This is a genomic window from Clostridium sp. K13 (assembly GCF_019734195.1).
Classification (GTDB): domain Bacteria; phylum Bacillota; class Clostridia; order Clostridiales; family Clostridiaceae; genus Clostridium.
Genome location: NZ_JAASHM010000002.1, coordinates 233,748 through 253,707, shown reverse-complemented (window position 1 = coordinate 253,707; position 19,960 = coordinate 233,748). Strand labels below are relative to the sequence as shown.

Genomic DNA, 19,960 nt, shown 5'->3' with positions numbered 1-19,960 from the left:
ACTTATTAATACTTATATATTTCTTTATATTTATTATCTAAATATTCAATGAAATATTTTGCTTGAAGTTCTTCTCCTGTAATTTTCTTTATTAAATCACTTGGATCATAAAGATTAGCACACTCATGAACATTTTCCTTTAACCATTCATCTACTGATCCTAAATCTCCTTCTGCAATTTCATTATATATATTAGGAACATCCTTCACCATTTCATTTAATATTTGAGCTCCATAAAGATTTCCTAAAGCATAACTTGGAAAATATCCAAATGATCCATCTGACCAATGCATATCTTGAAGCACTCCCACCTTATCACTTGTAGGTTCTACCCCTAAGTATTCCTTATACTTTTCATTCCATACTCTTGGTAAATCACTAACCTGAATTTTATCATTAATAAGTAATTTTTCTATTTCATATCTTATAATTACATGAATACTATAAGTTAACTCATCTGCTTCAGTTCTTATTAATGAAGGTTGAACTTTATTTATTGTATTATAAAACTCTTCTTCACTAACACCCTCAAATTGATCTGAAAATTCTTTCTTTGCTTCTTTATATAAATATTCACAGAAAGCTCTACTTCTTCCTATTATATTTTCATAAAATCTTGATTGAGATTCATGAATAGCCATAGAAGCAGCAGTATTTAATCCTGTTCCTTCTAAAGAGTCAGGCAAGTTTTGTTCATATATTCCATGTCCACCTTCATGTATTGCAGAAAACATTGCTGATGTAAAATCATTTAAATAATAATGATTTGTTATTCTAACATCCTTATTACTCATATCTAAGGTATATGGATGCTCTGTTTCATCCATTCTTCCTGACTTAAAATTAAAGCCCATTGCCTTTAAAATTTCTATACAAAATCTTTTTTGATTTTCTTTAGGAAATTCCTTTCCTTCAAAAGCATTGCAAATTTTTATTTCACTACTATTTATCTTATTTAATATACTAACTATCCCATCTCTTAACTCATCAAAAACCTTATCTAGTTTTTCAACTGTTAATCCTGGTTCATAATCATCAAGTAAAGCATTATACTTGTTTCCTTTATAACCCTTGTATTCTATTGACTTTTTAGTAAGTTCAACTATTTTTTCTAAATCAGGTTTAAATATTTCAAAGTTATCTTCATTCTTAGCCTTTTCCCAAGTTAATTGACCTCTAGATGCAGCTAATGAAAACTCCTTTATAAATTCTTCTGGAAATATCTTTTCTTTTTCATAATTCTTTTTAAGTTCATGCAACATTCTTTTTTGAACAAAATCTAACTTCTCTTCATTCTTTTCAAAAAACTTAATAAAATCATGTACTTCTTTTGCAACAGATAAATTATGTTCTTGCATTTGCATAAAAGACATAGTTTCTGCTCTGCCTTCTGCTGCATTTTCTGGCATTCCAGTACTCATATCCCAATACATAAGACTTCCTACATTTCTATAATGCTCAATAATCTTCAGATATGCTGCAAATTCTTCTAATTTTTTTTCTAATTTATTCATTACTTTTAGCCCCCATTATTAAAAATAAGTATATATTTAATTATATACCTAATTTTTCATTAAATGAATAATTAAAATTACCTGCGAGGTCAATCCACATATTGGATTTACCCCGCAGGTACTCCCTTTATTTTACTCTAAACATTATAGCTTCGTATGGTCTTAAATTTAAGTTTTCAATTAAAGTGCTTGAATCATTATAGTTGCTTAATAATATTTCTGCATAATTAAAATCCTGTTGGAATTTAAAATTAACTTCATTACCATAGAAATTACAAACAACCAATATTTTATCTCCATTTAATGCTCTACTATAAGCAAAAATATTTTTATCATTTGGAGATAATAAAGTATAATCTCCATAAACTATAGTATCATTATGTTTTCTTATATCTATAAGCTTTCTATAATGATTAAAAATTGAATTCTCATCTTCTACGCATTGCTTTACATTTATATATTCATAGTTTTTATTAACAGCAAGCCAAGGTTTTCCTGTAGTAAACCCTGCATTTTCTGAATTATCCCATTGCATTGGTGTTCTAGCATTATCTCTTCCCTTTGCATATATAGAAGTCATTATTTCATCATGAGAATATCCTTTAGAAAGTCTATCTTTGTACATATTTAAAGATTCAATATCATTATACTCATTAATATCCTCAAATCTTACATTAGTCATTCCAATTTCTTCACCTTGATAAATATAAGGTGTTCCTTTCATACCATGAAGAAGTGTTGCCAGCATTTTTGCACTTTCAACCCTATATTCTTTATCATTTCCCCATCTTGAAACTATTCTTGGTAAATCATGATTATTCCAGAATAAGCTATTCCATCCTTGCCCTTCAAGCTCTATTTGCCATTTAGATAAAACTTTCTTTAAATCAAGTAAATCTAATTGCTTTACATCCCATTTTTCTTTTCCTTCAATTTGATCTAATCCAATATGTTCAAATTGGAATACCATACTTAATTCTTTTCTTTCAGGATTTGAATAAAGTTTTGCAACCTCTGGAGTAGCCCCCCATGTTTCACCTACTGTTAATAGGTCATTTCCTTCTAATGCAGCCTTATTCATTTCTTGTAAGTACTCATGAAGTTTTGGTCCATTCCCTGTTATCATCTTATCTGGAATCTTTCCAATAAGATCGATAACATCCATTCTAAATCCACCAATCCCTTTATCAACCCAGAAATTCATCATCTTATAAACTTCATTTCTAACTTTCTCATTTTCCCAATTTAAATCTGGTTGTTTTTTACTAAATAAGTGTAAATAATATTGTCCTGTTGTTTCATCATATTGCCATGCACTTCCACTAAATGTAGATCCTAATTCATTTGGTTCATGCCCATCAACTGGATCTCTCCATATATAATAATCTCTATATTCATTATCCTTAGATTTTTTAGCTTCTATAAACCATTTATGTTCATCAGATGTATGGTTAACAACTAAGTCCATAAGAATTTTTATTCCTCTTTCATTAGCTTCTTTTAAAAGGTTATCCATATCTTCCATTGTTCCAAATTCATCCATGATATCGCAGTAATCACTTATATCATATCCATTATCATCATTAGGAGATTTATACACTGGGCTAAGCCAAATTACATCTATCCCAAGTTCTTTAAGATAATCTAACTTTTCTCTAATTCCATTTATATCACCAATTCCATCCCCATTGCTATCATTAAAGCTTCTTGGATATATTTGATATACTACTGAGCTATGCCACCATTGTCTTTCCATATTTGTTACCTCCACATTATAAACCTTAATTTATCTTGTAATTATAATTATTTTTATATTTAATGATTTATAATGTGATTATACCTAATATACTTACTACTTTACTTGCAAAATATAGGCTTTTTTTAACACAATACTGCTATTTTCGCCTCAGGGGCGCCCCTGGGGACTTGTCCTATTATTAAAATATTTTAATTAAAGTTTTTCTTTATTTTTAAGTTTTATAATAGCCCCTTCTAACCTCTTATTTCTTGTTTCCTCTTTTTTTGCTGAGGTTATCCATGTAATATATTTTTTTTGCATTGAAAAAGACAAACTATTCCAAAACTTATTTATTTCCTTATCATCTTCAACTAAAACTTTAAAATACTCTGGTAATTCCACACTTCTTTCCTCTTCATCCTTTTCAATTGTAACTTTTATCTCATCTCCTGGATTTTTTCCTATTTTATTTCTTATTTCTTTTGTTATTCCAATAATATAACATGGCATTCCCATTCTAACTATTGAACCTCTATATTCAATTCCATCAAAGTTGCCTTTACCTTAACCCTCTTAGCACCATAAATTTTTTCTACATCTAAAGGTACCTCTATGTAAGCACCATCTTTACCTTCTACTTTTTTTATTATTGCATTAAATATTTCCATTTTTTAATCTCCTTTATTTGTCTTATGTAGCTACTTATATAGTTACGTAATTTATTTATTATATTGATATACTAATATCAATATATTTTTATTAATAAAGTTAGTGTTCCAACTACTATTAAAATCAATCCTAATACAGATTTCTTTGACAACTTTTCCTTTAAAAATATATACGCAAATAAAACTGTAAATAATATGCTAAGCTTATCTATAGGTACAACTATAGATGCTAGTCCATCTTGTAAAGCCTTATAATAACAAAGCCATGAACCACCAGTTGCAATACCAGATAAAATTATAAATATTAAACTTCTTTTATCTATCTTTTTAACGTCATTTTGCTTTTGAGTTACAAAAACTATAACCCAAGCCATAATAAGTACAACTATTGTTCTTATTGCTGTTCCTAAATTCGACTCAACATTTTCTATACCCACTTTAGCTAGTATAGATGTTAGTGATGCAAAAACAGCTGATAAAACTGCATAAACAATCCAACTCTTTCCTCTTATAATCTTATTAGATTCTTCCTTCTTTTGGATCATTAAATAAGTTCCAATACCTATACCAATCATTCCAATTATCATATTTATAGTTATATTTTCACCCAAAAAAATAAAGGCTAAAATCATAGTTAAAATTGTACTACTTTTATCAATAGGTACTACCTTATTAACATCCCCTAATTGCAATGCCTTAAAATAGCAAAGCCACGATGCTCCCGTTGCTAATCCTGATAAAATTAAAAATATAAAAGTTCTTGTGCTAATATCAGCTATAGTTCCTTGTGAACCAACTATAAATACCATTAACCATGAAAAAATTAATACAACAATAGTCCTAATAGCTGTAGCAACATGTGAATCAACATCTTTAACTCCTATCTTTGCAAGAATAGATGTAGCTCCTGCAAAAAAAGCCGACCCAAATGCATATAATATCCACATAAAAGTTTCCCTCCTTTTAATTTAAGTAATTAAAGAGGCTGCCTTAGACAACCTCCTTACTTATTTTATATTATAGAATAAATCTACTATTATAATTTATTCTATAGCTAATTCTATATTATTAATAGCCTCAATTCTTAATATTTTGATTTAATATATTTAAAATATCCTTTTTGTTAGTTATTACCCTTGGAATCTTAAGCTGACTTTTAGAAACACCTTTTGATATTAAAAATTTCTTTATATTATCAAAAGTATTTTTTCTAACAATAATAACACTTGTACATGATAGTCTATTATTCTTTCTAAATCTTCCGTAAGCTAAATTCGCCTTCTGCAACTCTAAATCCAGATTTTTTTCCAAGACTCTTACCTTACTCTTAGGCACTTCTTCATTAAATTCAAAATAAAAAACATATCTTCCCGGCGTTATTGTATTGTCCTCTAAAGTTGTATAATCAATTAAAGATAAATTAAAATTATTTATAGTCTTATTTATAGATGATTTTAAATGATCTTCTGTTGTTTTTTCAGAAACCATATTTAAAACCTGATTTTTTCTATATAAAAACTCTATCTCCGGTGAATTGTTATAATAATCTACTACCTTAATTACATCTCCTAATCTATACCTATAAAAGCCTGCGTAATTTGTAATTATAATCTCATATTTTTCACCTATTTTTAACTCATCTATACAATAAGTTTTGGGATTGTTTTTATCACTTTCCTCTATTGGAATAAACTCATAAAATACAGTATCAGGAATTACTACATATCTTATTTTACTAGCATATGGGTTAATTCCTATCATAGCTTCAGTTGCTGCATATGCTGGTGAATAAATAGGTAATGACCCTGTATAATAATTTACTTTATCATCATATATTGAAAAATTAGCTCCAGTTACCGATGCAATATAAGTTAATTTAGGCCATATTCTTGTACAAATTCCTTCAAATCCTTTAGCAAATTCCTTGTCTAACTCATCTGCTCTGCTTGCATTAGGCTTCAAATACTTGCTTAAAATTTTTCTTTTATCTTCATCTATATTTAAACTTCTATTAATACTTCCTCTTCTAATATCTCTTACAAGCATATCGCTTTTTTCTTCTAGAACCCTTAATAAATCTAAAACATTGGATATAAATACACCACTTATATAAAATAAATTTTTATCCTCAAGGCCAAACAATAAATGTAAATATAAAGCTTCATTTTTATCCTTTATTTTCATTACCTCATAAGGTGAAGTATACATCTTAGGAAGTATATTTTTTATAGCTTCCATTCCACCTGATGTTGCAGAACATATAGGCACTCCCCCCTCTGAACAACTGGTGGTCACAGTATCAGCTATCATTAGTCCTCTTTCATAACACCATCTATCTTTAAAGTTATTATAAGCAAATCTTTCAAGTAATAATGCCATATACTTACTACTAACTTCTCTAGACTTTTTAGTTACTGGTATTAGTTTTTGCTTACCTGTAGTTCCTGAAGTATGTCCAAAGTACTCAACCTCTTCTCCAACTAAAATATTTTCTTCTCCCTTAAGCATCTCATCTATATATTTTTCATAAGATAAATAATTAGTAATTGGAACTTTTTCTTTATACTCTTCTATTGATTTTATAGATTTAAAATTATATTCTTTACCATATTTACAGTCTTTACTTTTATTTAATATTTTAAATAAAACTCTTTCATTTACTTTTTTTGAATTTAAAGTATATTGATTAAAATATTTTTCTAGTACTCCTCCTGCTATAATCATACTACCATATACTGCTTTACTTATTATGCTCGTTTTAAGGCACTTCCTATATATTTTTGTCACAAATATTATATGTTGTAAAAAAATATGTGTGTATTATTAATTTAACTAAATTAATAATACACACATATTACTTATTTATTTTTATGTTCTACCTTTTCTCCTATAGATGTTAATACACTTACTATTATAATTGAAATAACAGCTGCAATTAATACTGATATTTTCGATACACTAAGCTCAACTTCTTCACCTGCAAATGCAATCTCCGATACAAATAAAGACATAGTAAATCCTATACCGGCTAAAATAGATACTTCTAATACATCATACCATGATGTATCTTGTGGTTTTTTCGTTACTCCAATTAAACTTCCTATATATCCAAACAACATTATTCCTAATGGTTTTCCAATAACTAAGCCTAGTATTATACCTATCATTAAAGGATAATCCTTTGCTAAGTTCAAATTTCCACCTAAATTTATTCCTGTATTGGCAAATGCAAATAAAGGTAATATTACATAATTAGAAAATGGCTCTAATTTATGTTGAACCTTATAACTTAAATCCTTCTCTTTATCTTTCTCATGTAATACAGGTATACTAAAAGCTAAAATTACTCCACTTAATGTAGAGTGAATTCCACTATAAAATACTGCTACCCACAAGGCAAATCCTAATATTAAATACGGATATAACTTATTTCTTTTATTAAAAAACTTAACAGAAAATAAAGCTGCTATTATAATCAAAGAAGCAATTATTCCTGAAATTCTTATATGAGATGAATAAAAAACACCTATTATTATTATAGATAATAAGTCATCTACAACAGCTAAAGTAAGTAGAAATAATTTTAATGAAAAGTTAAGTCTACTTTCTAATATTGAAAAAATACCTATTGCAAAGGCTATATCAGTAGATAATGGAATTCCTGCACCAATTTCAAATCCACTACTATAATTAAAAAGTGTAAATATTAATGCTGGAGCAACCATTCCTCCAACTGCAGCTATTACAGGAAATGAAGCTTGCTTTATACTTGATAATTTACCATATACAAGCTCTCTTTTAATTTCACATCCTACCACTAAGAAAAATATTACCATAAAAAAGTCATTAATAATCAAATGCAAATTAAATTCTTCGCCAAATTTTAAATCATATAAAATATAATTATAAAATTTATCTAATTGTGTATTTGCTAAAATTAAAGCTAATATTGTAGTTGCTAATAATAATATTCCTGGAAAGGCTTCTGAATTTATTATACTTTTTTTATTTTCTTTATTCTTTCCCATAATAATTCTCCTACTGCATACTTGTTTTTCTTTACTCTTATATTTTGTACAGTTTCATTATTTTTATCCTTTATATACTGTTATATCAACGTTTATAAACATATATTTACATTTACTAATTAATGGTATAATTAAAGCAAAAAGGGTGATTTAATTATGGAATTTTTAATTATTGTAATTTTCTTTTTAATAGCTTTTTTAATAAAGCAAAATAGCAGTAGTAGAAATAATAACTCCGCTTCATCTAATTATGAATATAGTAATACGGATTTTTTAAATAATGACAGTTATTCATTCTTTGACTCTGGTATTTCTGACTTTAATGATTGTGATTGCGAATGCGACAGTAGTTGTGATTGTGATGGTGGATGTGATGGTGATTAAATATAATAATAAAAAGTGGCAAGCTGCGCTTGCCACTAAAACTTTTCTATATTTATAAAGTATTATTATTCTACTACTTTTTTCTTTAATAATGCTAACATTATCATTCCTACTACAGAACCTATAACAACTGCACCTAAGAATCCAAATGGGTTTCCTATTACAGGTAATACGAACATTCCACCATGAGGAGCTCTTAATTGACATTGGAATAACATTGTAAGTGATCCTGCTGTTGCAGAACCTACTACACATGAAGGTATAACTCTTAACGGGTCTGCTGCTGCAAAAGGAATTGCTCCTTCTGTTATAAATGATAATCCCATAATGTAATTTGTAAGAGCTGATTGTCTTTCTCTCTTAGTAAATTTACTCTTAAAGAATGTTGATGCTAAAGCAATTGCAAGTGGTGGAACCATACCACCAGCCATTACAGCTGCCATTACTTCAAAGTTACCTGATGCAAGTGATGCTGTACCAAATACATATGCTGCTTTGTTGAAAGGACCACCCATATCAATAGCCATCATTCCTGCAACAACTATACCTAATAATATTCTACTTGTACTACCCATTGAGTTAAGGAAATTAGTTATTATTTCATTTATTCCTCCAAAGAATGGATTTACAAATATCATTATCGCACCTATTAATCCAATACCGATAACAGGGTAAAGTAATGTTGGTTTTAAACCTTCTAAAGATTGTGGTAATTTATCAAATATCTTCTTTAATCCTAATACTAAGTAACCACCTAAGAAACCAGCAAATAATGCTCCTAAGAATCCTCCACTTACAACTGAAACTGAAGAATCAAATGCACTTGCATATGTTGTACCTAAGTTAGCTAACATACCACCAACGAAACCAACTGCAAGCCCTGGTCTATCTGCAATACTCATTGAAATATATCCTGCAAGTACAGGTAACATAAATCCAAATGCAGTTTCACCTATAGTCTTTAAAAATGCTGCAAAAGATGTATTTTTACCAAAGTTAGCTGGATTAATACTATAGTTATCAAATAAGAATGCTAAAGCTATTAATATACCTCCACCTATAACAAATGGTAACATATGAGAAACACCATTCATTAAATGTTTATATATTTGTCTTCCAATGCTCTCTTTTTCATCTGATGATATACCTTCACCATCACTTCCACCTGTATGATGATAAACTGGAGCATTTCCACTTGTTGCTCTATTTAATAATTCTTCTGTTTTATGAATTCCGTTTGCAACTTTAGTTTGAATAACTTTCTTTCCTTCAAATCTAGCCATTTCAACTTTTTTATCCGCTGCAACTATTATACATTCAGCATTAGCTATTTCTTCATCAGTTAAAACATTTTTTGCTCCACCAGAACCATTTGTTTCAACCTTTATTGAAATTCCCATATCATTAGCTTTGTTTTCTAAAGCTTCAGCTGCCATAAATGTATGAGCTATACCTGTTGGACATGCTGTAACAGCTAATACTCTATATCCATTGGCTTGTGCTTTTTGTGCTTCCTCTTTATCACTTTCAGCCTTTAACTTATCATTTTCTTTAGAATCAATAAGTGATAAGAATTCATCAACACTTTTAGCATTTATTAATTGCTCCTTAAAATCAGGATCCATTAACATCATTGATAATCTTGCTAATACGTCTAAATGAAGATTATTTTCTCCCTCTGGAGCTGCTATCATAAAGAAAAGCTTTGCTGGTTGCCCATCAAGTGAATCATAATCAATTCCATTTGTAAGTATCATTGCACTAAGTCCAGCTTCTTTTACTGCACTTGTCTTAGCATGAGGAATTGCTATATTATCACCAATTCCTGTAGTACTTAAACTTTCTCTATCTAAAACTGCTTTCTTATAAGCCTCTTTATCTCTTAATCTTCCTGTAGAATCCATTAAGTCAACTAATTTATTTATTGCTTCTTCCTTTGAATTTACTGTAGGATTAAGTGCTATACCATTCTTTTTTAATAAATCAGTAATTTTCACTTTCATTTCCTCCTTGAAAACTTTTATTTTACTTGTTCTAATAATTCATAAACATAATCTTTTGTAGCTAATCCTTCTGAAAATGCTGATGCACTTCCTGTTGCCACCCCTAATTTAAATCCATCCTCAATTTTTTCTGAATTCAAATATCCAGCTATAAATCCAGCAACCATTGAATCTCCTGCTCCAACTGAGTTTTTCACTACACCTTTTGGTACATTACTTGTTGTAACTCCACCATTAGAGTCTATTAATATTGCTCCATCTCCAGCCATAGATATAATTACATTTTGTGCTCCCATATCTTTAAGCTTTTTTGCATACTCTATAATTTCTTCTTTACTATTAAGCTTTACTCCAAATAATTCTCCAAGTTCATGATGATTTGGTTTTATTAAAAATGGATTATATTTTAATACCTTAAGTAATGATTCACCAGTTGCATCAACTATAAACTTAATATTTTTCTCTTGAAGTCTTTCCATGATTCTTTCATAAACATCTGTTGGCATTGTTTTTGGAATACTACCTGCTAAAACTAATATATCTCCAACTGTTAATGTATCTAATTTTTTGTAAAGTTCTTCTAATGCATCTGATGATATATCTGGTCCACCACCATTTATTTCACTTTCTACATCAGCTTTAATTTTTACATTAATTCTAGACATACCTTCCTTTAGCTTTATAAACTCCGTATCACAGCCAAATTCTCTAACTCTTCTTTCTATTTCCTCTCCAGTAAAGCCAGCTATAAATCCAAGCGCTTTACTTTTAACTCCTAGATTATTTAATACGATTGATACATTAATTCCTTTTCCGCCAGCATAAACGAATTCATTATTACTTCTATTAACATTTCCTAGATTGAATTCATCCATTTTAACTATATAATCTAAAGCTGGATTAAATGTAATTGTATATATCATTAGCTTTCTACCTCCACTATCTCCGTTTCCTGTTTATATCTACTATTCTCTTCTAAATTAGTTGTTATTATTTTAGCTTCTTTAATATCTCCAAATGTTATTGAACTTATTTCATCAAACTTAGATTGATCACATAAAACAAACCTTTTTCTACTTCTATACAATGCCTCTTCCTTTACCATGGCCTCTTTAACATCAGGTGTTGTAAATCCTCTGTCAATATCAACTCCATTTGTTCCAAAAAAACCCTTTGTAAAATTATACTTTCTTAAACTATTTACTGTTTCAGCTCCAACTATAGCTTCTGTTGCAAGCTTCAGCTCACCACCTAATATATAAGTTGTACAATTCTTTTTAATAAGTTTTCTTGCATGAACGATTCCATTTGTAACAAATACGGCTTTTGTATTGCTTATAAAATTAATCATAAGCTCTGTAGTTGTTCCTGCATCTATATAAACAAAATCATTGTCCTCTATTAATGATGCTGCATATTGTGCAATTTTTACCTTTTCATCTATGTTCAAAGTTTGTCTATTCTCAACAATATCATCAGTTGTTTTTATATTTACGTCCTTTAATGATGTAGCTCCTCCATGAACCTTCTTCAAAAGCCCTGCTTTATGAAGTGCAGTTAAATCTCTTCTTATAGTTGATTCTGAGGTATTTAAGTATTCAACTAAATCATTTAAATAAACTACTGATTCCTTTTCTAATTTCTCTAAAATCAGCTTATGTCTTTCTTCTGATAACATTTACACCACTTCCTTGATTTCATAATACTCCTATTTTAATCATAAGTCAATCATTTTCATTCAAAAAAAATTCATTTTCATTCATATTCACTCATATTCATTCATAATTATTCTATTATAGTAATTTACTACTAATTATATTTTTATATAAAAATAGTTGCAATTCCAACTTTTTAGTTGCATTTGCAACTATTTTAGCAGTATAATGTATTTGTCAGTTCAATGCTCATTTTGCATTTTATAAAATTCAATAGTGAGTATTACTTATATTTTAGGAAGGATTTATTAAAATGAGATCTAACAATGAATATTTAGGTAAATATATTTCACTTATTCATAGACAAGCCAATGTTTTTTTCACAAAGGAATTTAGTAAATTTGGATTTGGTAGCGGACAATACATGTTTATGATTCATTTATATAAAAATGATGGAATCAGCCAGGAGGCTTTATCTGAATTAGTCAATATTGATAAAGGCACTACCGCTAAAGCAATAAAAAAGTTAGAGGAATTAGATTTTATAACTCGTTCTAAAGACTCAAATGATAAAAGAGTTAATAGAATTTATCTAACTTCTAAAGCCCTTGATATTAAAAGCGATTTTTTTTCCGTTTTAACTAAATGGGAAAATATACTTACCAATGAATTAAGTTCTGAAGAAATATCTATTGGCTTAAATATATTGAATAAGCTTTCAAAAAATGTAGAAAATAATACTTAATTATATTTAGGAGGGCAAAAAATATGAGACATCAAAATCAATTAGGTGAAGAATCTATTGGAAAACTATTATTAAACTATTCCATTCCAGCAATAATTGGTATGATGGTTAATGCTTTATATAACATTGTAGATAGAATGTTTATCGGGCGTATACCAGAGGTTGGATCTCTTGCTTTAACAGGAGTTGGAATAACTATGCCTATAATGTCTATTCTTTTAGCATTTGGTATGCTTATTGGAATTGGATCAACTGCAAATATTTCATTAAACCTTGGACGTGGTAAAAGAGATGAGGCCGAAAAATTAATTGGTAGTGCACTATCATTAAGCTTAATAGTTGGTATTGCAATTACTATCATTGGACTTTTATTCCTAAATCCAATATTAAACCTTTTTGGAGCAAGTGAAAACACTTTATTTTATGCTAAACAATATATTACTATAATTTTATGTGGATGTACTTTTAATATTCTTTCTTTCGCATTAAATAGTACTGTAAGAGCTGATGGAAATCCTAAATTAGCTTCAATAACAATGGTTATTGGATGTGGTACTAATATAGTATTAGACTATTTATTTGTTTTTGTATTAAACATGGGAATTAAAGGAGCAGCTTTTGCAACTGTTATTTCTCAAGTTCTTACATTCTTCATAATACTTTATTACTATACTAAAGGAAATTCTAACTTAAAATTAAAATTTGAAAATATGAAATTAAAGAAAAACTTAGTTATGATGACATTTGCTATTGGTATTGCTCCTTTTGCAACTCAAATTGCCAATAGTTTAGTACAAGTTGTTGCTAATAATTCTTTAAAGGCCTATGGTAATGATTTATCTATAGGAGCTATGACTATAATAGGATCAATTAACATGGTATTTATGATGCCTATCTTTGGTATTAACCAAGGTTGTCAGCCTATTATTGGGTTTAACTATGGTGCTAAAAAATACGATAGAGCTAAAAAGACCTTTGCAATTGCTACTATTGCAGCTACAGTTATTTGTACAATTGGTGGAATTTTAATTCAGGCTTTCCCTGAATTTGCAATAAGCTTATTTAATAATGATCCTGAGCTTACTGCTGTTGCTGTAAAAGGTGTTAGAATGTATTTATTAATGATGCCTATAGTAGGAATAAACATTGTTTCAACTAGTTATTTTCAATCAATAGGTAAAGCTAAAATGTCTATGTTTGTTAGTTTACTTAGACAAGTTATATTATTAATTCCATTTACTTTAATACTACCTTTATTTATAGGATTAGATGGGGTTTGGGCTGCAGGTGCTTGTGCCGATTTCTTCTCTGTTGTTATAACACTAGTTTTAATATTCAAAGAGTTTAAGTCCTTAAATATGCTACATAAAGCAGAAATAATTGAAAATATTTTATAATTATTTAGAGTAGGACTCTACTAGATATATTTTTCCTATCTAGTAGAGTCCTTACTTTAATATAGTATTTTATTTATATTATATCCTTTAATGTATATTTAGACATTTCACTTACAAATCCATTTAAAGATCTACAAATAATACTCTTAAGCTTACATTCCTCACTAATTAGAGGACATGTTCCTGTTTCATTCATACATTCAACCAAACTTAAATTTTCTTCTGTTAATAGTAAAACTTTTCCTAAATTAATCTCCTCTGGACTTGATCCTAACTTTAATCCACCATTTCTTCCCTTAGTTGATATTATATATTCTGTCTTTGCTAATTTATTAATTACCTTCTTTAAATGATGTGTTGATATATCTAATTCTTCAGCCAACTTATCTACTGTTGCATTCTCATTAGAACTTTTAGCTAAATATATTAATGCTCTAAATGCATAATCCGTAAACTTTGATAACTGCATAAACAACTCTTCCTTTCTTCTAACGTAAAAAAATTATACCATAAATTTAAATGTGTATTTTACTTGCACATTTAAATTATATATGATATATTAATGACATAGATACGGATAATAATTATTAATTAATAACTTTTATATAAAGGAGATAAATTTATGTTAGATCAAAAAACAATAGATATAATAAAGAGCACAGTTCCAGTTTTAAAGGAGCACGGATTAGAAATAACTACTACTTTCTATAAGAACATGTTTGCAAATAATCCTGAGGTAAAACCATTATTTAATATGGATAAACAAGCTTCAGGAGAACAACCAAAGGCATTAGCTATGACTATATTAGCAGCTGCACAAAATATAGATAACCTTCCAGCAATTTTACCTGTAGTAAAGAAAATTGGAGAAGTACATTGTGATCGTCAAATCACTGAAGGACATTATCCAATAGTTGGTTCAAATTTATTAGCTTCAATTAAAGAAGTTCTAGGAGATGCAGCAACTGATGAAGTTATTGAAGCTTGGGGTAAAGCTTATGAGGTTATTGCTAAAATATTTATTGATGTTGAAAAGGAAATTTACGAATCAAGAAAATAATAAAAAAGGAGTAGGTAGATTTGTTTTTTACACAAACTTGCTAATAATTTGTCAACTATTATTTTTAATTTAATATACCTAAAAAAGTGTAACCTTAATAAAGCTACTATGAAGTAGCTTTATTAAGTGGACTAGCTATTACAATGTTTTATATAAATTCATAACGCGTGTATAATAAATTCTTAAGAACTTATTAAGAGCAGCCATTTTAGCCACGTTTTTTGCTTTTCCCTCGGATTCTTTTTTTATCATAAATTCATAAACAGCATTATCTTCAGTTGGTTTTGTAACTTTTAAAGCCATCATTATTTCGTATCCGACTTTTCTTAAGCTAGAAGAACCACGTTTTGATATATGTCTTTTAGTTCCTTCAAATTGACCTGATTGATGTGGAGGTGCATCATTTCCGGCATAAGCATTCAAGGCTTTAGCACTTGTAAATTTTCTAACATCTCCAATCTCAGCAATTAGTCTTGGTGCAAGCTTATCACCAACACCTTTTAATTCCCTAACAATTTTATATTCCGGTAATGTGTACGCAATTGTTTGCATCTGTGTTAAAATAGAATTGCTAGATTCTTCAGTTTCTCTTAAAATTTTAATACAATTTCTAAGAGCAATATATGTAGAATTATTAGCAGATCTGGTTGTGATACTGTTTTGGGCCAATTCATATATTTTTAGTGCTTTAATTGCTCCATTACGGTATCCTTTCTTTTTTGACCAAGCTGAATACTCTTTTATAAACTTTTGTTCACCCTTACGTTTGATATTATCAAAGTGTTCATACTTTTCAACAAAATCATATAATATCTTGCTTGAATTTCCTGTTGTTCTAGTTAAAATTTTATTAATTCCAGGCATAATTTCATCAAGAAGATTGTTAAATTGTATCTTTGCCTTTACTCGTATTGAAACTATTTGATTATATTGTCTCGATAAAAACTTTAAATCATTATATTTTTCATCTTCACCTTCATATTTCTTAAGACTAAATCTTTTTTCAATAGCGTATTTAGCTATTCTAATAGCATCTTTTCTATCTGTTTTAGCTTTTCTAATCTCTATATCTCCATATTTTTTCATTAGATAAGCGTTAACTACACTAACATATATCCCTTCTTCATATAACTTCTTCAATACTGGATAATGATAATGACCTGTAGATTCCATAACTACGAGCACTGTATCTTCTTGATCCTTAATCCACTGAATAAGCTTATTAAGTTCATTCTGACTATGTTTAAATTCTTGTGGTTTCATAATAATTTCTCCAGTATCATCTATTGCAGATACTGTACTTTTATTTTTAGAAATATCAATTCCAACTCCTATCATTATTAATCATCTCCATATGTTATTTACAATTGGTTCCAACATCATCCTATTGATTCATATTTGTTATTTACACGGGTGTTTCTCCCAACTTGCTTAATCGAATATTGAATAGGATGTGTTGGTCAACACTTTGTGTAACGGGCGTTTTATCCCAAATCTATCTTCGTTGACCAATCAAACCTATCATAAAAAAAATAAGCATAGATGTCTATCACTAAAGTGATTTTCATCTATGCTTATATTGTACAAATCTATCTACTCTCCCCCCTAATTAGCAGAATTTCATTTTTATACCTATTTTGTATTAATTGCTTCATCAATAGCCATTTTATCAAATCCAACAATTATCTTTCCATCAATATTTATAACAGGTACCCCCATTTGCCCTGATAATTTAATCATTTCCTCTCTTCCTTCCATGTCTTCTCCAACATTAACCTCTATATACTCTATATTTTTACTTTTTAAATATTGTTTTGCCTTTACACACCATGGGCATGACTCTGTTGAATATACTTTTATCATTTTTATCTTCCTTTCTGTTCATTAATATACTTTTCAGCCATTAATGCGGCTATTGCCCCATCACTAATAGCTGTAGCTATTTGTCTAAAAGCTTTTTCTCTAACATCTCCAGCCGCATATACACCTTTAATATTAGTTTGCATATTTTCATCTGTAATAATATTTCCTGTGTTTGATAATTTTATATATTCCTTAAATAAATCAGTTTTAGGTATAGTTCCTATTGAAACAAACACACAATCCATTGCTATTTCATTAATTTCTTTAGTTTTAGTATTTTCTATTACTACAGATTCTACTCTTTCTTTACCTTTTACATGTTTTATATCTTCATTCCATAGTATTTGTATATTATTATTTTTTAAAACTTTATCTAGTACATACTTTTCCCCATTAAAATAATCATGTCTTCGAATCATAGTTACTTTTCCAAATTTGCTTAAATATAACGCCTCTTCTAACGCTGTATTTCCACCACCAATTACAGCAATTTTCTTTCCTTCGTATAAAGCTCCATCACAAACTGCACAATAATGAATTCCCCTTGCCTCAAAATTCCTTTCTTCTGGTACAGGTAACTTTTTAGGAGATGACCCTGTAGCAATAATTAATGACTTCGGTTTATATATATAACTTCCCGTCTCAATTATTTTTTCTTCATTAGTTAATTTAACAGATATAATATTATCAAACTCATCAATAACTGCTCCTAAGTCAATTGCTTGATTCTGCATTTTATCTGATAATTCATTGCCTGTTATTGATTTAAATCCTGGATAGTTTTCAACTGTATCTGTTAATCTTATTTGACCTCCAACTAAAGAATCTTCGATTAACAATAAATCTAATTTAGCTCTTGCTCCATATATAGCTGAAGTTAATCCTGCTGGCCCACCTCCAATAATAAGAAGATCTAAATATTTAATTTCCTTTCTCATTATCTACCTCCAGATATATAAATAAAATTTTCAACTCACATTTTTAATTATTTAATATGACTCTTTTTATTGAACATCTATCTTTCTTATATCTTTATAGTTCCCAAACTTATAATATATATTTAAAATTTAAAATATATACTTATTAAAAAAATAAAATTACTCTAATAAAAAACTATCAGAGTAATTTTATTTTTCTTATATATATTTTAAATTATTTAACTACATATTATTTAATTTTTCTAAAACTTTCTCTAATTCTAAACCATGTACTATACAAGCTTGCTCTAAAGATTCCATAGTTGCTGATGGGCAACCTAAACATCCCATTCCAAATGACATCAGTACCTCTGCTGCTTTTGGATTTGTATTTACAATTTCACCTACAGTCATATCTTTTGTTATCATAATTTTTACCTCCAATTTTTAATATTATTTATTAATGGTGCTTTTATAATTGTTACTAAAACTTTGCTTTCTTCCTCTGCTATAACATTATGTTCTACTCTTTCATCAAAGGGTAATTAATATTTGTCTTTTTTCTTCTATATCATTTACATTAAAGACTTGCATACTATTTACTCCCTTTATTAATTAAATTAATACTTTTAGTACTTAGTTTCTAACTCTTCTAAAATTGATATATATTTATTCCTTATTTCCTCATTATTAATTTCATAATTTTCACATTCTATATCTATAAACTTCATCACTTCATTTTTTAAGTTTCTTTCTGCAAATTTATAAATAACTCTATCTTCCTTATCTATATGTCTTGTTAATAAATGTGTATATGAAATTGCATTTGCTATAACATCTAACTTTGCTTCTTCTTCTCCAGACTTTACTCTTTCTAAAGCAGCTATTAATTCCCTAACATGTAATCTTCCTAAATCATGCTCCACAAGCATTCCTTGATTAACAGCTTTCTCTGCAGCTTCTCCTAAATGTTCTACCATTTTAACAAAAAGTATTTTTTCTTCTTTTTTATGATGATGATTATCTGCATAATTTCTAATAAAATCTATTATCTTATCAAAATCTTCATATATATTCTCTTCACCTTGCAATATTTTAAAACAACACTTTCTAACAACACTTAACATTCTCAGAATATACTTATGTTCTTCATTCATTATTTCTATAGCTTTCATATACTTTACTCCTTTTATACCTTTTTTCTAATTGATTGTAAATTTTCATCTAATTTAACATACTCATAATCACTATTCATTTCGCTAACAAAAGCTTTTATCCATTCACTTCTTAAATCATAAAATACATCAACTGATATACCTTCATTTTCCCAAATTTCTTTATGAACACATACTCTTTTTTTCCACTCTACAACTTCATTATTCGAGCTCACGACTTCATTAACTCTATCACATGGCATTCCATCTAATATATAGTCATTCATACTATTAAATATATCTTCTGCAGTTATAATACTAAACTTAACCTTTGCTTCCTTAGCAGCATTAATTCCTTGCTTATTATATATTTTTTTCATATCTAAAATAAAATCTTGGTCATTACTTAATATTTCTCTTGTCCATGCTGCCATTCTACCTTCTGCACTATGAATCTTACTTTGTAACCATCCATGAATATTACTTGTATCAATCATATCTTCTAAATTTTTATTTGGAAGCTTTTCACCATATTTTAAATTTATTTTACTTTTTAAATTATCTATATCTAATCCTTTAGTCTTTGCAAATTCTATTATTTCATCTTCTAATCCTTGAAACCATAATACTTTATTAAATAACCAATAATGTATTTTTCCTAAAAATAAACTCATTTTTCTTCTCCTCTCAACTTAAATAATACTTTTTATTTTAAACTATATTATTAATATACATTAACTTTAAATTCTTTTAAGTAACATCCGTTACAAATATAAATAATGCACATATAAAATGCACATTATTTATATATCTAATAAAATTAATTTTATCATT

At 28.3% G+C, this 19,960-nt stretch carries 20 protein-coding genes and 1 pseudogene; 4 read left to right on the top strand and 17 right to left on the bottom strand.

The genetic code is table 11. The annotated features are described in order from the left end of the window. Positions 1 to 5 precede the first annotated feature (5 nt). The 7 genes and pseudogenes from HCG76_RS02725 to nhaA form a co-directional block, all read right to left on the bottom strand. The gene (locus HCG76_RS02725; protein ID WP_221698914.1) at positions 6 to 1,514 is read right to left on the bottom strand and encodes a carboxypeptidase M32; all 1,509 of its coding nucleotides are present in this window, start codon (positions 1,512 to 1,514) and stop codon (positions 6 to 8) included. 127 nt (positions 1,515 to 1,641) lie between these two features. Then, positions 1,642 to 3,270: a glycoside hydrolase family 13 protein gene (locus HCG76_RS02720; RefSeq protein ID WP_221698915.1), complete on the bottom strand. Its 1,629-nt coding sequence runs from the start codon at positions 3,268 to 3,270 to the stop codon at positions 1,642 to 1,644. A gap of 195 nt (positions 3,271 to 3,465) precedes the next feature. Beyond that, positions 3,466 to 3,762 (bottom strand): YdeI/OmpD-associated family protein, encoded by a 297-nt coding sequence (locus HCG76_RS19330; RefSeq protein ID WP_311776375.1) that lies wholly within the window; start codon positions 3,760 to 3,762, stop codon positions 3,466 to 3,468. Then, positions 3,739 to 3,920: pseudogene (locus HCG76_RS18925) on the bottom strand (DUF1905 domain-containing protein); the annotation flags it as partial. The gene HCG76_RS19330 and the pseudogene HCG76_RS18925, both read right to left, overlap by 24 nt. 77 nt (positions 3,921 to 3,997) lie before the next feature. Next, complete coding sequence (locus tag HCG76_RS02710; RefSeq protein ID WP_221698916.1) at positions 3,998 to 4,867, bottom strand: EamA family transporter; 870 nt, start codon at positions 4,865 to 4,867, stop codon at positions 3,998 to 4,000. A 130-nt stretch (positions 4,868 to 4,997) separates the two neighbouring features. Next, positions 4,998 to 6,644 (bottom strand): GH3 auxin-responsive promoter family protein, encoded by a 1,647-nt coding sequence (locus tag HCG76_RS02705; protein ID WP_221698917.1) that lies wholly within the window; start codon positions 6,642 to 6,644, stop codon positions 4,998 to 5,000. 134 nt (positions 6,645 to 6,778) lie between these two features. Then, complete coding sequence (nhaA, locus tag HCG76_RS02700) at positions 6,779 to 7,948, bottom strand: Na+/H+ antiporter NhaA (RefSeq protein WP_221698918.1); 1,170 nt, start codon at positions 7,946 to 7,948, stop codon at positions 6,779 to 6,781. Positions 7,949 to 8,104: 156 nt separating this feature from the next. Between nhaA and HCG76_RS02695 the strand changes: the two genes are divergently transcribed. Continuing rightward, positions 8,105 to 8,332 carry a hypothetical protein gene (locus tag HCG76_RS02695; protein WP_221698919.1) on the top strand — a complete coding sequence of 76 codons (228 nt, stop codon included), beginning with the start codon at positions 8,105 to 8,107 and terminating at the stop codon, positions 8,330 to 8,332. A gap of 65 nt (positions 8,333 to 8,397) precedes the next feature. On the opposite strand, the gene HCG76_RS02690 is transcribed toward HCG76_RS02695, so the two are convergent. Genes HCG76_RS02690 through HCG76_RS02680 form a run of 3 tightly spaced genes read right to left on the bottom strand, consistent with a single transcriptional unit; the run spans position 8,398 to position 12,013 of the window. Beyond that, positions 8,398 to 10,329 (bottom strand): PTS fructose transporter subunit IIABC, encoded by a 1,932-nt coding sequence (locus HCG76_RS02690; protein ID WP_221698920.1) that lies wholly within the window; start codon positions 10,327 to 10,329, stop codon positions 8,398 to 8,400. 23 nt (positions 10,330 to 10,352) lie between these two features. Continuing rightward, a complete protein-coding gene (pfkB, locus tag HCG76_RS02685; protein WP_221698921.1) occupies positions 10,353 to 11,258 on the bottom strand; it encodes a 1-phosphofructokinase in 906 nt (301 codons plus the stop codon). Further along, positions 11,258 to 12,013, bottom strand: coding sequence for a DeoR/GlpR family DNA-binding transcription regulator (locus HCG76_RS02680; RefSeq protein WP_221698922.1), 756 nt, complete (start codon positions 12,011 to 12,013; stop codon positions 11,258 to 11,260). The genes pfkB and HCG76_RS02680 overlap by 1 nt, the downstream gene beginning before the upstream one ends. 290 nt (positions 12,014 to 12,303) lie before the next feature. Here HCG76_RS02680 and HCG76_RS02675 point away from each other — a divergent pair, with 290 nt between their 5' ends. Both HCG76_RS02675 and HCG76_RS02670 read left to right on the top strand, forming a co-directional pair. Next, on the top strand, positions 12,304 to 12,735 hold the full coding sequence (locus HCG76_RS02675; RefSeq protein ID WP_221698923.1) for a MarR family winged helix-turn-helix transcriptional regulator: 432 nt from the start codon (positions 12,304 to 12,306) through the stop codon (positions 12,733 to 12,735). A gap of 23 nt (positions 12,736 to 12,758) precedes the next feature. Next, positions 12,759 to 14,132, top strand: coding sequence for an MATE family efflux transporter (locus HCG76_RS02670; RefSeq protein WP_221698924.1), 1,374 nt, complete (start codon positions 12,759 to 12,761; stop codon positions 14,130 to 14,132). Between the two features lie 73 nt (positions 14,133 to 14,205). Here the strand turns inward: HCG76_RS02670 and HCG76_RS02665 are convergent, their stop codons facing one another. Further along, positions 14,206 to 14,601 (bottom strand): RrF2 family transcriptional regulator, encoded by a 396-nt coding sequence (locus tag HCG76_RS02665; RefSeq protein ID WP_221698925.1) that lies wholly within the window; start codon positions 14,599 to 14,601, stop codon positions 14,206 to 14,208. Between the two features lie 153 nt (positions 14,602 to 14,754). Between HCG76_RS02665 and HCG76_RS02660 the strand changes: the two genes are divergently transcribed. After that, the gene (locus tag HCG76_RS02660; RefSeq protein WP_221698926.1) at positions 14,755 to 15,192 is read left to right on the top strand and encodes a globin domain-containing protein; all 438 of its coding nucleotides are present in this window, start codon (positions 14,755 to 14,757) and stop codon (positions 15,190 to 15,192) included. A gap of 138 nt (positions 15,193 to 15,330) precedes the next feature. On the opposite strand, the gene HCG76_RS02655 is transcribed toward HCG76_RS02660, so the two are convergent. From HCG76_RS02655 to HCG76_RS02630, 6 genes are all read right to left on the bottom strand, one after another. Beyond that, positions 15,331 to 16,530, bottom strand: a complete 1,200-nt coding sequence (locus tag HCG76_RS02655; protein WP_221698927.1) for an IS110 family transposase — start codon at positions 16,528 to 16,530, stop codon at positions 15,331 to 15,333. Between the two features lie 294 nt (positions 16,531 to 16,824). After that, a complete protein-coding gene (locus HCG76_RS02650; protein ID WP_221698928.1) occupies positions 16,825 to 17,055 on the bottom strand; it encodes a glutaredoxin family protein in 231 nt (76 codons plus the stop codon). 2 nt (positions 17,056 to 17,057) lie between these two features. Continuing rightward, entirely contained in the window at positions 17,058 to 17,993 is a 936-nt protein-coding gene (trxB, locus tag HCG76_RS02645; RefSeq protein WP_221698929.1) for a thioredoxin-disulfide reductase, read from the bottom strand. Between the two features lie 222 nt (positions 17,994 to 18,215). Next, positions 18,216 to 18,401 carry a DUF1858 domain-containing protein gene (locus HCG76_RS02640; protein ID WP_221698930.1) on the bottom strand — a complete coding sequence of 62 codons (186 nt, stop codon included), beginning with the start codon at positions 18,399 to 18,401 and terminating at the stop codon, positions 18,216 to 18,218. A gap of 200 nt (positions 18,402 to 18,601) precedes the next feature. Further along, positions 18,602 to 19,147: a hemerythrin domain-containing protein gene (locus HCG76_RS02635; protein ID WP_221698931.1), complete on the bottom strand. Its 546-nt coding sequence runs from the start codon at positions 19,145 to 19,147 to the stop codon at positions 18,602 to 18,604. 14 nt (positions 19,148 to 19,161) lie between these two features. After that, positions 19,162 to 19,800 (bottom strand): hypothetical protein, encoded by a 639-nt coding sequence (locus HCG76_RS02630; RefSeq protein ID WP_221698932.1) that lies wholly within the window; start codon positions 19,798 to 19,800, stop codon positions 19,162 to 19,164. Positions 19,801 to 19,960 lie beyond the last annotated feature (160 nt).